This is a genomic window from Actinocatenispora sera (assembly GCF_018324685.1).
Taxonomy (GTDB): domain Bacteria; phylum Actinomycetota; class Actinomycetes; order Mycobacteriales; family Micromonosporaceae; genus Actinocatenispora; species Actinocatenispora sera.
In genome coordinates, this window is the sequence record NZ_AP023354.1 from 359,854 (window position 1) to 373,281 (window position 13,428).

The window sequence follows — 13,428 nt, forward strand, 5'->3', positions numbered from 1 at the left end:
GCATGTTCGACTCCACCCCGACCGTGCTCGGTCACCGCGGCCTGGGCAAGGGCATCGTCGACGGACTGACCGAGAACACCATGGCCTCGTACCGGGCCGCGATCGAGCTCACCGACTGGCTGGAACTGGACGTGCAGCGCTGCGCGGACGACGAGCTGATGGTCTACCACAATCCGGCCACCCCGGACGGGGTGTTCGTGCTGGAGCAGACCGCCGCCGAACTGGCCGCCAAGGGCGTGCTGCGGTTCGCCGACGTGCTCGCCGAGCTGCCCACCGAGGTCGGCCTCGACATCGACGTGAAGACGCCGATCGAGGACGCGATCGCCGCGCCGGACCGGCGCACCGCGGCGCTGCTCGCCCCGGTACTCGCGGCCGAGCTGTCCCGCCGCCGGCTGTTCGCCACCGCGTTCGACCCGGCGCTGCTGGTCGAGCTGAAGGAGGCGGTACCGGGGCTGCCGACCTGCCTGGTGCACTGGCTGGCGTACCCGCTCGGGCCGGCGATCGCCGCGGCGGCCGGCCTCGGCGCGAGCATCGTCGGGCTGCACACCGACTCGTTCGGCCCGAGCCCGCTGCAACCGGACCCGGCCATCCAGTACGACCACGCCTACGCGGTCGAGGTCGCGCACCGCGCGGGCCTGGAGGTACTGACCTGGTGCCCGTCCGCCGACCGCGCGCCGGCGCTGGCCAAGGCCGGCGTGGACGCGCTGTGCGTGAACGACATCCCCGGCGTGCAGGCCGCGCTGCGCTGACCGCCCGTTCCGCGTCCGGCTGACGCCCCGGGTAGGCCGGAGCCCGGCCCCGACACCCCTGAGTGAGGAATCCCCGCATGACCGAGATGTCCGTACAGCTGGAACAGATCGCCGTCCGGGCGGCGCGCGGCGTCGGTGACGCGCTGCGGGCCGCGTTCGTGCAGGCCCAGCAGCCCAGCCACAAGCGGGACCACCACGACCTGGTCACCGAGCACGACGAGCGCACCGAGCAGGTGCTGCGGGCCGAGCTGCTCGACGCCTGGCCCGACTCCGCGGTACTCGGCGAGGAGGGCGGCGCGAGCGGCGACGGCGCGGTGCACTGGCTGGTCGACCCGATCGACGGCACCGCCAACTTCGCCCTCGGGCTGCCGTTCTTCGCCGTGTCCATCGGCGCGGTGGCGAACGACCAGCTGGTCGCCGGCGTCGTCTACGACGTGATGCGCGACACCGCGTTCTCGGCGAACCTGCACGGCGCGTACGCCGACGGCGAGCCGCTGCGGTCCACCGGCCCGGCGACCGACGCGCAGAACATGCTGATCACCTCGTACCCGGGGCCCGGCACGCTGGCCGCCGGCCGCGGCGTCGAGGAATACACCACGCTGCTGCGCGAGTTCGGCGCGGTCCGGCGGATGGGCTCCACCGCGCTCGCCCTCGCGTACGTGGCGGCCGGCGCCGGCTGCGCCTACGCGTACGGGATCCACCCGTGGGACGTGGCGGCCGGCGCGCTGATCGTGCAGCAGGCCGGCGGGCGGTACCTGCCGCTGCCGGACACCGGGCGGCCGTGGGAGGCACCCGGGTACCTCGCCGTGAACGGCGACTTCGACCTGCCCGGCTCCTGCCTGACCGACCTGCTGCCCCGGATGCTCCCGCGCACCGCCACCGGCACCCCGCTGCCCGGCGGGGGGCTCCGAAACAGACCCTAGCCCCGGTCGCCGACCGTGGAGTCGTCGGTCGCGGGGCCGTCGCCGACCGTGGAGTCGTCGGTCGCAGGGCCGTCGCCGGTTTCGGGCGCGTCCGCGCGATCGTCGTCGGCGACCGGGCGCAGCAGCGGGGCGAGCCGGACGATCATCTGGTCCAGCAGCTCGGCGAGATCCGGCTCGCCGTGGTGGTCGGTCCAGTACCGAAGGGTCTCGGTCACCGCCGCCGCGTAGCCGGCGACCGCGAGCCGCACCGGGTAGGAGTCGGGTTCGGCGTGCAGCCACCGGGCCAGCAGCTCCTCGGCCTGCCCGCGGCCCTGCTGCTGCCGGTGCTGGAACGCCGCCCACAGCTCCGGCACCGAAAAGATCAGCGAGTACCGGGCCAGCATCTCGTCCCGGTCGAACGCCATGCTCCCCATCGCCCTGCGCACCATCGACCGCAGCGCGGCGGTGATGTCGGTGGCCTCGCCCAGCTCGGCGAACAGGTCGTCGGCGCCGTCCGGCGGCTCGTACTCGCCGGAGAGCACCACGTCGACCATGGACGAGTAGTACCGGTAGAAGGTCGTGGTCGAGATCTCGGCCGCCTCGGCGATCTGCTCGACCGTCGTCGCGGCGTAGCCCTGCTCGGCGAACAGCCGGAACGCCTCCCGCTGCACCGACTGCCGCAGCTTGTACTTCTTCTTCTCCCGCAGCCCTGCCACGCTCACCATGCTCTCAGCCCGCCCGCCCCCGCGGGCCGGCGCTCTCGGCCCACCTCGCCGGGTGGGGCTCCCGGCACACCCGCCGCCGCGGGCCGGGGCTGCCGGCCCACCTCGGCGGCGGGGGCCCTCAGCGGGTGCCGACCTCGGCGGGTGCGGTGTAGTCGGGCAGGGTCAGCGACGACTTGACCTTGGCCACCCGGCCGCCGAACGCGCCGAGTCGCAGCAGCAGCGGGGCGACCCGGAACAGCTGGTTGCGGGCCCACACGCCGCGCCGGGTCGCGGGCGCGACGGCCACCCCGCCGCCGCCGATCGCGAGCGCCTGGTTGTCCGCGACGAACTGCCGCATCCGCTGCTCGTACGCCGCGAACGCGGCCCGGTGGTCGGTGGTCGCGGCCAGCTCGCCGGCCAGCACGTACGCTCCGACCAGGGCAATGCTCGAACCCTGCCCGGACAGGAACGACGGCGCGTAGGCCGCATCGCCGACCAGCGCGACCCGACCGCGGGACCAGTTCGGCATCCGGATCTGGCTGACCACGTCGAAGAACAGGTCGTCGGCGGTGCGCATCGCGTCGATCATCCGGGGCACCTCCCACCCGCCGTCGGCGAACACCGACGCGACGAGCTCACGCTGCGCGGCCGGGTCGCGGAACGCGGCGAACGGCGCCTCGGCCCGGCCGAAGCTGAGGAACCCGTGCACCCGGTCCGGGTCACCGGCGGCGTAGAGCACCGCGGTCCGGCCCGGCGCGGTGCTCGCCACCCCCTCGTGGTCCAGCCCCAGGTGGTTCGGCATGCTGAAGCCCGCGAAGCAGTGCCCCAGGTAGTGGTGGAACTGCTCCTCCGGCCCGAACACCAGCCGCCGGGTGTTGGAGTGCAGCCCGTCCGCGCCCACCACCACGTCGTACCGGGCGGTGTCCCCGCCGGCGAACCGCACGTCGACGCCGCTGTCGTGGTCGGTCAGCTCCGCGATCGAGTCGCCGAACCGGAACTCGACGTCGTCGCCGATCGCGTCGGACAGCAGCCCGGTCAGCGCGCCGCGGGGCAGCTCGGTGTCGCCGCCGTCCGCGCCGCCCAGCCGGTCCAGCCGCAGCGACACGACCCGCCGGCCGTCGTCGCGCAGGAACGTCATCCGCCCCATGTGCAGGTGCGCGGCCCGCAGCTGCTCGTACCGCCCCATCCGGCGGATCACGTCCAGCGCGGTGCCGCGCACGTCGACCGGGTACCCGCCGCCGCGCACCGCTGCCGCCTTCTCCACCACGGTCACCTCGAACCCGTACCGGTGCAGCCAGTACGCGAGCGCCGGGCCGGCGATGCTCGCCCCCGACACCAGTGCCGTCCTCGTCATCGCACTCTCCCCTCACCCGGCCGGCGTATCAGGTCACCAGCCCTTTCGGGTTACTGTACTACTTTGGCCATCGACCCGTTTATGCACAGCGTCGGGGCAGGTGCGAATCCGGACATTCACTCCAGTCGGGCCAGCCGGGCCGTCTCGACCCGTGGCCCGGTCGGATCGCCTCCGACCCCTCGGACTGGCCGCCGCTGGTTCCCGGACCCCGCCGGGCAGGCCGTCAGGCGGGCGGTACGGCGTGCGGCCGGCGGGCGGCGTGCGTCTCGACGCGGCGGAACAGCAGGCAGAAGCCGGCGAGGACCGCCCCGAACGCCGGGGTCCAGAGCAGCCGCAGCGCCAGCCAGTCACCGGCGGGCGGGCTCAGCAGCCCCGGTACCTGGCCGAACGGCAGCCCGGCGAGACTGACCGCGAGCAGCGCGCTCTGGTGCCAGCAGAAGACGGTCATCGCGGCCAGGTTGAGCACCGCGATCGGCGCCCACGCCGCCGGCCGGCGCAGCAGCGCCGCCAGCCGACCTCGTACCAGCAGGAACGCGCCGAGCTGCGCGGCGGCCAGGGCCAGGGTGAACAGCGACGGCGGATCCAGGTTCGACCAACCGTCACCGGGTACGCCGACCGCGCTCGCCGGGTACCCGGCGGCGACGAGCGCGGCGCCGGCCACGACGCCGGCCGGCAGCAGCACCGCACCCGCCCGGTGCGGCAGCGTGCCCTCGGCCAGCCCGATGCCCAGGGCGTACGGGACCGCCCAGCCCACCGGTACGGCGGCGAGCACGAGCCAGCTCGGCAACCCGGCCGGCCGCATCGTGTCGACCAACCCGATCGCGCCCACCAGCGGCACCAACCACCACAGTCCACATCGGGCGGTCAGGGTGCGCAGCACCGGCGTCGCCGCGGTGAGTAGCAGGTAGACCAGCAGGAACCAGAGCGGGTGGGACACCAGCGACCAGACCACCTGGCGGGTCGGCCCCGGCACCCCGAGCGCCGGCAACGCCGCCAGCACCGGGCCGAACACCGCGGCGAGCGCCAGCACCGGCAGCACCAGCCGGCGCAGCCGGCCGGCCAGCCACGGCAGCGCCGCCCGACCGCGGCTGCCGCGCGCCGCCGCGTACCCGCCGGCGAAGAAGAACGGGCCGAGCAGTTGCAGCAACCAGCTCACCGGCGCCGCCCCGGGCCACCCGGACAGCGGGCTGTGGTTGGTCAGCACGCCGGGCCGGCCGGGGTCGGCGACGAGCGCGGACACCAGCCAGTGGCCGATCACCACGCCGAGCATCGCCACCGCCCGCAACGCGTCGACGGTACGGTCCCGCCGCACCGGCGTGGCCGCGTCGACCCGGCCCGCCCAGCGGTGCCACGTTCCCTTCCTGCCAACGGTTGCCGCGACCGGCACGTCGGTCGTACTCATGCCGCACCTCCGCCGCTCGCCGCGAGCGCCGTGCGGGCCGGGGCGAAGTGACCGGGGCCGAGCGCGATGCGCGCCAGCGCGGCCAACGAGTCCGTACCGGGGGCCAGGTAGTGGTCGTGGTCGCCGACGTCTGCGGTCGGGAAGATCCGGGCACCGAACGCCGGGTCGGCCGGCTTGCGGCCGTGCCCGAAGCCGAACAGCCGCAGCCCCGGCACGTACCGGATCCAGTCCTTCGTGGACTGTCCGGCCCAGACCCGGGCCGGGGTGTGCAGCGCCGACGCGGTACCCACGCCCACGCCCGGGCTGCCGAACAGGGCGATGTCGGTGACCTGCCTTGGCAGGTACCGGGCGGCGAGGCCGAGCACGGTGGAGCCGTAGCTGTGCCCCAGCAGCGCGATCGTCGCATGTGGACGGACCGCGGTCAGTCCGGCGACGAACCGGCGCAACGCCACGGCACCGGTCGCGGCCAGCCGTTCCCGGGCCGCGTCGATCCCGACCCCGCGCGGCGTGGCGTAGCCGAGCCAGGCGATCACGGCGATGCGGGCGCCCGACGCCCGGTACAGGTTCGCCGCCTGCACCGCGGGCGACCGGTAGGCCTTGCCGCCCAGGCCGCGGCGAAAGTTCGCCAGCCGGTCGTCGACCCCCGGGACCAGCACCGCGATCCGGTCCGCGGTGGACAGGTCGCCGAACACCTGCGCGACCCTGCCGTCGCCGCGCGGATCGAACAGCAGGTACCGTCCGTGCCAGCCCGCGTACGGCGCGCCCGCCGCGGCCATCGCCGCCCGGTTCGCCTGGTAGCGCAGCGCGATCGGCGCGCCGTCCAGCTCACCGACCACCCCCGGGTACCGCGTCGCGAGCGAGCGCGGCGCGCCGGCCAGCGCGGCGTGCACCGCCGCCGGTGTCGCGGTCGCCGGGTCCGGCAGGTGCCGCGGATCCGCCCGCCACGCCGCGGTACCGATCGGCACCGCGGCGGGCCCGGCGGTCGCCGGCCCGTCCAGTACCGCGTTCGCGGCCGGTGCCGCCACCAGTACCGCGCTGAGCACCGCCAGCGCCCACCGACCCAGTCGAGATCGCATCGCCCGTCCCTTCGCCTCCGGGTCGGCGAGCGAGCGCCAGCCTGGCGTCGTCGCCCCCACCCGTCGTCACTGCGGCGAAAGTTAGGGCCGGAAACGGGCCCGGCACGTCACCCCGGGGAGCCGGATCCCCCGTCATACTCCGGACCGACGGCCGCCGGCATCGACGTCTCTGAGGGCCGGGCGGCTGACCGGGCCGGCGGATCCGACGGAGAGGCTGACGGTTCGGCGACCGGCAGGTCGGCGACGACGGTGAAGCCGCCGTCGGGGTCGGGCCCGGCGTGCAGGTCACCGCCGAGCAACGCGACCCGTTCCCGCATCCCGACCAGGCCGTGCCCGGCACCGGTGCCGGCACCGCGGCGGGTACCGGGACCGTTGTGCACCCGCAGCCGGACCCGGTCGGCCGTGACCTCGATCGTGACGTCGACCGGTGCGCCGGCGGCATGCCGGGTCGCATTCGACAGCGCCTCCTGCACCAGCCGGTACGCGCACACCTGTACCGCGGTGGGCGGCCGGTGCTCCAGTCCCTCGGCGCGGTAGGAGATCCGTACCCCGGCGCGGCGACCACCGGCCACCAGTCCGTCCACATCGGACAGTCCGGGTTGCGGTGCCCGCAGCGCGTCCTCGTCGCTGCGCAGCACCCCGAGCAGCCGGCGCATCTCGACCAGCGCGCTGCGGGCCTGCGCGGCGATCGAGTCGAGTTCCTCGGCGGCGCCGGGTGAGACGTCGTCCCGCCGGTACGGCGCGGTCTGCGCCTGGACCACGATCAACGACATGTGGTGTGCCACCACGTCGTGCAGTTCCCGGGCGATCCGGGTGCGCTCCTCCAGCGCGGCCCGGCGTGCCTTCTCCAGTTCGGTGCGCTCGGTCTCGGCGACCAGCGCCCGCTGGGCCCGCAACCGCGACCGGATCAGGTCGACCAGGACCGCGCCGATGGTCAGTACGGCGAGGCCGCCGGGCGCGTTGCCGGCGTCGACGTGCACCACCAGTACGCCGGCCATCGCCGCCCACATCCACCACAGCACCGCCCGCTGGTACCGCAGGCCGGCGAGAACGAACGCGACCGCGAGGATCGGGATCTGGGCCGGCTCCCACGGCCAGGAACCCCACACGGGCGCCGTGCGGACCGCCGGCGCGAGCAGGGCCGCGAGCACCCCGATCCGCCAGCCCATCAGCGGGTAGCGCAGCGCGAGTACCAGCGGCAGCAGTTGCACCACGGCAAGGATCAGGACGATCGCGCTCTGCTCGCCGCGGTGCGCGTTCAGCACCGTGACCATCGTCACCGGGTACAGCACGGCGATGGCGGCCACCACGGCGATCCGGGCCGCCCAGCGCAGCCAGCGGCCGCGGCCGACCGGCCAGCGGATCGGGGTGTCCGGCCCGTAGAGCAGCTGCCGCAGCCCGCGCCACGCCGCTGCGGTCACCTGTCGCCACCGTTGGTTCTGCACCACGCCGACGGTAGGCGGGCCGGGCGCCCCGCGTCGTGCCGCCCAGGTGGGACGCCGCACGTCCCGCCTGGGTACGGGGTCGGGCGGCCAGGTTTCCAGCGCGGAAAGTTATGACTTGACAGGTTGGAAACGAACACCGAGACTTTCCGACATGGAAACAGAGCAGGTGCCGCTGCCCAGCCCGGCCGACGCCGCCACCGCGCTGCGCGAGGTCGAGCAGGCGCGCCGCGCGCTCGACGGCACCGTCCCACCCTGGTGGTACTTCGTCGCCATGGCGGCGCTGGTCTCGGTCATTCCGGCGGCACAGCTGGTGCCGTCCGGCGCGCTCGGCGCCGTGCTCGGGATCGCCGGCTTCGCCGGATGGACGAGCCTGTTCGTGATCGTGCTCCGCGGGTACATGCACGAGGTCGGCTTCACCGTCCGGCTGCGCCGGCAGAAGGCCTGGCGCCTGGCGGTCTCCGGCATCGGATCCGGCCTGGCGATGGCCGTCGCGATGGGCCTCGCGTCGAGCTACGACCGGTGGTGGATCGGCTTCTTCGGCTCCGGCGCGATCTCGCTCGCGATCCTGGCCTGGGCGGTGCCGCTGCGACGGGCCGCGCGCCGCCGGCAGAGCGGCTGCGTCGGCGCGGCATGAGCGTGGAGCCCCGGTTCGACGCGACCATCCACGCGCCGAACCGGCTGCGCATCTGCGCGCTGCTCGACGCCGTGCAGTCGGCCGAGTTCGCCACCGTGCAGGAGAAGCTCGACGTCTCCGCATCGGTGCTGAGCAAGCACGTCGCGGTGCTGGTCGACGCCGGGTACGTGCAGCAGCGCCGGGCCACCCGCAACACCCGGCAGCGCGTCTGGTTGTCGCTCACCGACGCCGGCCGCAGCGCGTACCAGGGTCACGTCGCCGCGCTGCGCGCGATCGTCGCCGGTGGCACCGAACCGTCCGGCGAGAGCGCCGCGCGGCACTGACCACGCGAGACATCCGGCGGCCGAACGCCGCCGGCGGCAGAAGGAGGAACCGACAGTGGTGGACGCGCGGCTGGAGATCGACGCCGTCTCCAAGCGCTACGGCGACGTGGTTGCCTTGCAGGACATGACCTTCGACGTACGGGCCGGCGAGCTGTTCGGCTTCGTCGGCAGCAACGGCGCCGGCAAGACCACCACGATGCGCATCGTGCTCGGGGTGCTCGCAGCCGACTCCGGCCAGGTGCGGTGGGACGCCGAACCGATCACCGCAGACACCCGGCGCCGGATCGGCTACATGCCGGAGGAACGCGGGCTCTACCCGAAGATGAAGGTCGGCGAGCAGCTGACCTACCTGGCCGAGCTGCACGGGATGCCGCGCGGGGTGGCGCAGACGGCGGCGCTGCAGTGGGCGGAGGAGCTCGGCATCGCCGGCCGGTTCGGCGACGAGGTGCAGAAGCTGAGCCTGGGTAACCAGCAGCGGGTGCAGCTGGCCGCGGCGCTGGTGCACGACCCGGGCATCCTGGTCCTGGACGAGCCGTTCTCCGGGCTCGACCCGGTCGCGGTCGACGTGATGAGCGAGGTGTTGCGGCGCAAGGCACAGCAGGGCATCCCGGTGGTGTTCTCCAGCCACCAGCTGGATCTGGTCGAGCGGCTCTGCGACCGGGTCGGCATCGTCCGAAGTGGACAGATGGTGGCCTGCGGGCCGGTCGACGAGCTGCGCGACACCGGTACCGCCCGGCTGTCGGTGCTCGCCCCGGACGCGCCGGCCGGCTGGGCCGACGGCCTGCCCGGCGTGACCGTACTCGACCAGCAGCACGGCCGGACCACGCTGTCGCTCGCGACCGGCGCGGACGACCAGGCCGTACTGGCGGCGGCGCTCGCCACCGGCCCGGTGCACGAGTTCGCCCGGCAGCGGCCGTCCCTGACCGAACTGTTCCGCAACGTGGTGTCCGCACCGACCGCCGAGGAGGCCGCATCGTGAGCAACGCACAGTACGACGGACCGGGCGCACTGAGCGCCATCGGCGGGGTGCGGCTGATCGCGCGGCGCGAGCTCGCCACCCGGTTGCGGGCCAAGTCGTTCCTGATCAGTACGGCGATCATCGTCGTGTTCATCTGCGGCTACCTGATCCTGATGAACTTCATCCAGAACAGCTCGTCCAGCTCGACGATCGGGCTCACCCACCAGACCTCGGCCCTCGCGACGCCGGTCACCAGCGCCGCCGAGGCGGCCGGCCAGAAGGTCGACATCCGTACCGTCAGCGAGCAGGCGGGCCGCAAGCAGGTCGCCGACGGCAAGCTGGACGCACTGCTGGTCGGCACCGCCGACGCGCCGAAGGTCGTGGTGAAGAAGACCCTGTCCGCCGGGCTGACCAGCACCTTCCACGTGCTGGCCCAGCAGCAGGCGTTCAGCCAGCAGATCGACCAACTCGGCGGCGACCCGAGCAAGGTCCAGCAGGCGATGTCGACCGCGCAGCTGCCGGTGCAGCGGCTCCAGTCGGTCGACAAGTACCAGGTGCAGCGGATCGTGCTGGGCGTCATCGCGGTCGTGCTGATCTACATGTCGCTGATGATCAACGGCCAGGCGGTGGCGGCGGGGGTGATCGAGGAGAAGTCCAGCCGGGTGGTCGAGCTGCTGCTCGCCACCGTGCGGCCGTGGCAGCTGATGGCCGGCAAGGTTCTCGGCATCGCGGTCGTCGGACTGGTACAGATGGTGATCTTCGCCGCGGTCGGGGTCGGTCTCGGCCTCGCCACCGGCGCCTTCGCCATCCCGGCCGGGCTCATCACCGGGGCCGCGCTGTGGGCGATCGTCTGGTACGTCATCGGGTTCGCGATGTACGCGGTGATGCTCGCCGCGGCCGGCGCGCTGGTGTCCCGGCAGGAGGATGCGAACGCCGTGGTCACCCCGGTGATCATGCTGATCGTGGTACCGGCGGTGATCGGGTGGTCGCTGATCCCGGCGAACCCGGACGGCATGGCCGGCCGGGTGCTGTCGCTGATCCCGCTGTTCTCGCCGATGATCATGCCGATGCGGATCTCGCTCGGGGTGGCCGCGCCGTGGGAGATCGCGGTGTCGCTGGTGCTGTCGGTGGCGCTGGTGGTGGCGCTCGTCGCACTCGCCGGCCGGGTCTACCGCAACGCCGTGCTTCGCACCGGCGCCCGGGTACGCCTGGTCGACGCGCTGCGCGCCGCCTGACACCGCCGCCGATCATGGCGTCCGGGGGTACTGCGCGCCGACCGGGCGCGCCGCCCCGACGCCGTGCTCGGCGCGCAGCGCGACCCGTCGCGTGGGGTGGGACGGCGGGGGACCGTGGTGCCGGGGTGCGGGTGCCCGCTCTAGGGTCGGTACATGCGCTATCGCTCTCTGGGCAGCTCCGGCCTGCGGGTCTCCGTCGTCGGGCTGGGCTGCAACAACTTCGGACGCAAGCTCGATCTCGCCGGTACCCGGGCGGTGGTGGACGCGGCGCTCGACGCCGGCATCACGCTGCTGGACACGGCCGACATCTACGGCGGCGCGGGTACCTCCGAGCGGCTGCTCGGCGAGGTGCTGCAGCACCGCCGCGACCGGGTGGTGCTGGCCACCAAGTTCGGCTTCCAGAGCGCCGACCTGGGGTACGGGCCGGCCGCCGGCGCCAAGGGCGGCCGCGCCTACATCCGGCGCGCGGTGGAGGCGTCGCTGCGCCGGCTGCGTACCGACCACATCGACCTCTACCAGCTGCACACGCCGGACCCGGAGACGCCGATCGAGGAGACGCTCGCCGCGCTGACCGAACTGGTCACCGAGGGCAAGGTCCGCTATCTCGGACACTCGAACCTCACCGGCTGGCAGCTGGCCGAGGCGGCGCACGTCGCCGCCGCCGGCGGGTACGCGCCGTTCGTCTCGGCGCAGAACCAGTGGTCACTGCTCGACCGCGAGATCGAACGCGAGCTGGTACCGGCGGCCGAGCACTACGGCGTCGGCGTCCTGCCGTACTTCCCGCTGGCGAACGGCCTGCTCACCGGCAAGGTACGGCGTGGCCGGGAGCTGCCGGCCGGCAGCCGCATCGCGGAACGTGCGCATCTGGTCACCGAGTCCCGGCTGAACGTGGTGGAAGCGCTGGCCGCCTGGGGTGACAAGCACGACCGCAGCCTGCTGGAGCTCGCCGTCGGCGGCCTGGCCGCGATGCCCACCTGCGGCTCGGTGATCGCCGGCGCCACCACCCCGGAGCAGGTACGGGCGAACGCCGCCGCCGGTGACTGGGAACCCACTGCCGACGAACTCGACGAGCTGCTGGCCCTCCTCCCCACCCCCTGACCCCGATCACGGACCCAGCGCGTCGCCCAGCCCCCCCGCCGCGTTGATCAAGGGATTCACGCAGATTGCCGCAGGACGTCGCGGACGAATCCCTTGATCAACTCACCGGGGCCGGGGCCGGGGCCGGGGCGGCTGGCGTACGGGATGCGGCGGTGCCGGCACGGTGGGTGAAGGTGAGGGCGATCGGGTACCGACCAGCGCGACAGCCGAAGCCCGGTAGGCGATGATGAAGCCTCACGAGCAGGAGGGGGAGCCCGGTGCGCTTCGAGGTGACACGCGTCTTGGACTCGATCGAGCGGCGGCTGTGCACCGACCCGAGTGCCGCCCGCGCCATCGTCGATCTGGCGCCGATCGTGCGCCAGGTCGAGCTCGACGGCGGCCGGCCGGCCCACCTGCTCCGGCTCGGGCTGGTCATCGACGCGCTCGGGGCGCACCTCGGCGAGCCCGGCGCCAAGGTGTACCTGGTGGTCGACCGGGCGCTGATCACCGACCTGGAACTGACCTCGAACGAGAAGATGGTGCTGCGCCGCTGGGCCGACGACGGCCTGGTGGAGACGCTGCCAGAGGTGGACGACCGGCTGCTGGAGCTGTCGGCCTACACCGGGCTGCCGGTCGTCAGCCGGGACGACTTCGCCCGGTTCGCCGGTCGGCACCCGTGGGCGGCCGGCGCACCCTTCCTGATCCCGGTACCGGGGGTCGGTGGTGCGGCGCTCATGACCCGCCCCAACGCGGCGCCGACGATGCCGCGGCCCACCCTGGACCCGGCCACCCAGGCGGTTCTCGGCCGGTACTGGCGCTGCCCCGAGCCGGGCTGCGTGCTGTTCGGCGCCCCCGGCCCGGGCCAGCCGCCGCCGCGGGTGCGGTCCGGCCGGGCGGTCTGCCCCCGGCACGGCGCGCCCATGCACGACGGCGGCCCGCGCCAGCAGGCGACCCCGGTGACGATCTGGATCCGCGGCGAGGACCGCGGCCGGTTCCCGGTGACCGCCGGCGCCCCGGTGGTGGTCGGCCGGTCGCCGGAGGGGCCCGGCGGCGTACGGCTCGGTGAGCTGCTGGACGACGAGGCGGTGCACTGGGTCAGCCGCAGTCACGTCCGGCTGGATCTGCTCGACGGCGCCCTGGTGGTCACCGACACCAGCACGAACGGGACGACCGTGCACACCCGCTCCGGCCCGGACGCGGTACCGGAGACGATCACGCTGCACCGCGGCCAGCAGCACCGGCTCGGCGACTGGGACGTGGTCGAGTTGCACGAGGGCGTCCAGTTGGGCCGGGCGGACCGGCGGCCGAGCGGTGGCGGCGCGGACGACGCACCGGTGATGGCGGAGGCGCCGACGATGGCGATCCGGTTGCCTGGCTCGGCGGCCGATCGGCGCGGCTGAGCGATCCCCGGGTCGATCGGCGCGGCCGGGCGATCTGTCGTGCTCGCGCACCTTGTCGCGGTTGACTGGTGTGCTCGAGCGGTCAGTGAGGCCGGGCGGCGCTCGGCCGGGCGGCGCGAGGCGCCGGGCGGTCGGGTCGGAGGCGTAACGGTCCGCGACAGGGCGGCAG

13 protein-coding genes are annotated in these 13,428 nt (G+C 74.0%); 8 read left to right on the top strand and 5 right to left on the bottom strand.

Annotation, left to right across the window (positions count from 1 at the left end; genetic code table 11):
- Positions 1-2: 2 nt before the first annotated feature.
- Together Asera_RS01650 and Asera_RS01655 are read left to right on the top strand one after the other, a co-directional pair.
- Positions 3-749 carry a glycerophosphodiester phosphodiesterase gene (locus Asera_RS01650; protein WP_030449896.1) on the top strand — a complete coding sequence of 249 codons (747 nt, stop codon included), beginning with the start codon at positions 3-5 and terminating at the stop codon, positions 747-749.
- A 77-nt stretch (positions 750-826) separates the two neighbouring features.
- Positions 827-1,672: an inositol monophosphatase family protein gene (locus Asera_RS01655; protein ID WP_084132920.1), complete on the top strand. Its 846-nt coding sequence runs from the start codon at positions 827-829 to the stop codon at positions 1,670-1,672.
- Here Asera_RS01655 and Asera_RS01660 read toward each other — a convergent pair.
- The 5 genes from Asera_RS01660 to Asera_RS01680 form a co-directional block, all read right to left on the bottom strand.
- On the bottom strand, positions 1,669-2,376 hold the full coding sequence (locus tag Asera_RS01660; RefSeq protein WP_051803103.1) for a TetR/AcrR family transcriptional regulator: 708 nt from the start codon (positions 2,374-2,376) through the stop codon (positions 1,669-1,671). The genes Asera_RS01655 and Asera_RS01660 overlap by 4 nt on opposite strands.
- A 118-nt stretch (positions 2,377-2,494) precedes the next feature.
- Positions 2,495-3,709 carry an FAD-dependent monooxygenase gene (locus Asera_RS01665; protein ID WP_030449899.1) on the bottom strand — a complete coding sequence of 405 codons (1,215 nt, stop codon included), beginning with the start codon at positions 3,707-3,709 and terminating at the stop codon, positions 2,495-2,497.
- Positions 3,710-3,932: 223 nt separating this feature from the next.
- The gene (locus tag Asera_RS01670; protein ID WP_051803104.1) at positions 3,933-5,111 is read right to left on the bottom strand and encodes an acyltransferase family protein; all 1,179 of its coding nucleotides are present in this window, start codon (positions 5,109-5,111) and stop codon (positions 3,933-3,935) included.
- Entirely contained in the window at positions 5,108-6,187 is a 1,080-nt protein-coding gene (locus Asera_RS01675) for an alpha/beta hydrolase (protein ID WP_084132922.1), read from the bottom strand. Before Asera_RS01675 ends, Asera_RS01670 begins: the two co-directional genes overlap by 4 nt.
- 107 nt (positions 6,188-6,294) lie before the next feature.
- The gene (locus Asera_RS01680; RefSeq protein ID WP_157035229.1) at positions 6,295-7,632 is read right to left on the bottom strand and encodes a sensor histidine kinase; all 1,338 of its coding nucleotides are present in this window, start codon (positions 7,630-7,632) and stop codon (positions 6,295-6,297) included.
- 151 nt (positions 7,633-7,783) lie between these two features.
- On the opposite strand from Asera_RS01680, the gene Asera_RS01685 reads away from it, so the two are divergent.
- From Asera_RS01685 to Asera_RS01710, 6 genes are all read left to right on the top strand, one after another.
- Positions 7,784-8,266 (top strand): hypothetical protein, encoded by a 483-nt coding sequence (locus tag Asera_RS01685; RefSeq protein WP_157035230.1) that lies wholly within the window; start codon positions 7,784-7,786, stop codon positions 8,264-8,266.
- Positions 8,263-8,589 carry a transcriptional regulator gene (locus Asera_RS01690; RefSeq protein WP_030449904.1) on the top strand — a complete coding sequence of 109 codons (327 nt, stop codon included), beginning with the start codon at positions 8,263-8,265 and terminating at the stop codon, positions 8,587-8,589. Before Asera_RS01685 ends, Asera_RS01690 begins: the two co-directional genes overlap by 4 nt.
- 124 nt (positions 8,590-8,713) lie before the next feature.
- Positions 8,714-9,568: an ABC transporter ATP-binding protein gene (locus Asera_RS01695; RefSeq protein ID WP_084132926.1), complete on the top strand. Its 855-nt coding sequence runs from the start codon at positions 8,714-8,716 to the stop codon at positions 9,566-9,568.
- Positions 9,565-10,782 (top strand): ABC transporter permease, encoded by a 1,218-nt coding sequence (locus Asera_RS01700; protein ID WP_211255818.1) that lies wholly within the window; start codon positions 9,565-9,567, stop codon positions 10,780-10,782. The genes Asera_RS01695 and Asera_RS01700 overlap by 4 nt, the downstream gene beginning before the upstream one ends.
- 153 nt (positions 10,783-10,935) lie before the next feature.
- Positions 10,936-11,880, top strand: a complete 945-nt coding sequence (locus tag Asera_RS01705; RefSeq protein ID WP_030449907.1) for an aldo/keto reductase — start codon at positions 10,936-10,938, stop codon at positions 11,878-11,880.
- A gap of 269 nt (positions 11,881-12,149) precedes the next feature.
- Positions 12,150-13,259, top strand: coding sequence for an FHA domain-containing protein (locus Asera_RS01710; RefSeq protein WP_157035231.1), 1,110 nt, complete (start codon positions 12,150-12,152; stop codon positions 13,257-13,259).
- Positions 13,260-13,428: the final 169 nt, after the last annotated feature.

Excerpts from the sequence above, each read along its gene's own strand:
- Asera_RS01695 (WP_084132926.1), top strand. The coding sequence starts at position 8,714 with ATGACCTTCGACGTACGGGCCGGCGAGCTGTTCGGCTTCGTCGGCAGC.
- Asera_RS01660 (WP_051803103.1), bottom strand. The coding sequence starts at position 2,376 with ATGGTGAGCGTGGCAGGGCTGCGGGAGAAGAAGAAGTACAAGCTGCGG.
- Asera_RS01655 (WP_084132920.1), top strand. The coding sequence starts at position 827 with ATGACCGAGATGTCCGTACAGCTGGAACAGATCGCCGTCCGGGCGGCG.
- Asera_RS01675 (WP_084132922.1), bottom strand. The coding sequence starts at position 6,187 with ATGCGATCTCGACTGGGTCGGTGGGCGCTGGCGGTGCTCAGCGCGGTA.
- Asera_RS01670 (WP_051803104.1), bottom strand. The coding sequence starts at position 5,111 with ATGAGTACGACCGACGTGCCGGTCGCGGCAACCGTTGGCAGGAAGGGA.
- Asera_RS01690 (WP_030449904.1), top strand. The coding sequence starts at position 8,263 with ATGAGCGTGGAGCCCCGGTTCGACGCGACCATCCACGCGCCGAACCGG.
- Asera_RS01685 (WP_157035230.1), top strand. The coding sequence starts at position 7,784 with ATGGAAACAGAGCAGGTGCCGCTGCCCAGCCCGGCCGACGCCGCCACC.
- Asera_RS01665 (WP_030449899.1), bottom strand. The coding sequence starts at position 3,709 with ATGACGAGGACGGCACTGGTGTCGGGGGCGAGCATCGCCGGCCCGGCG.
- Asera_RS01705 (WP_030449907.1), top strand. The coding sequence starts at position 10,936 with ATGCGCTATCGCTCTCTGGGCAGCTCCGGCCTGCGGGTCTCCGTCGTC.
- Asera_RS01650 (WP_030449896.1), top strand. The coding sequence starts at position 3 with ATGTTCGACTCCACCCCGACCGTGCTCGGTCACCGCGGCCTGGGCAAG.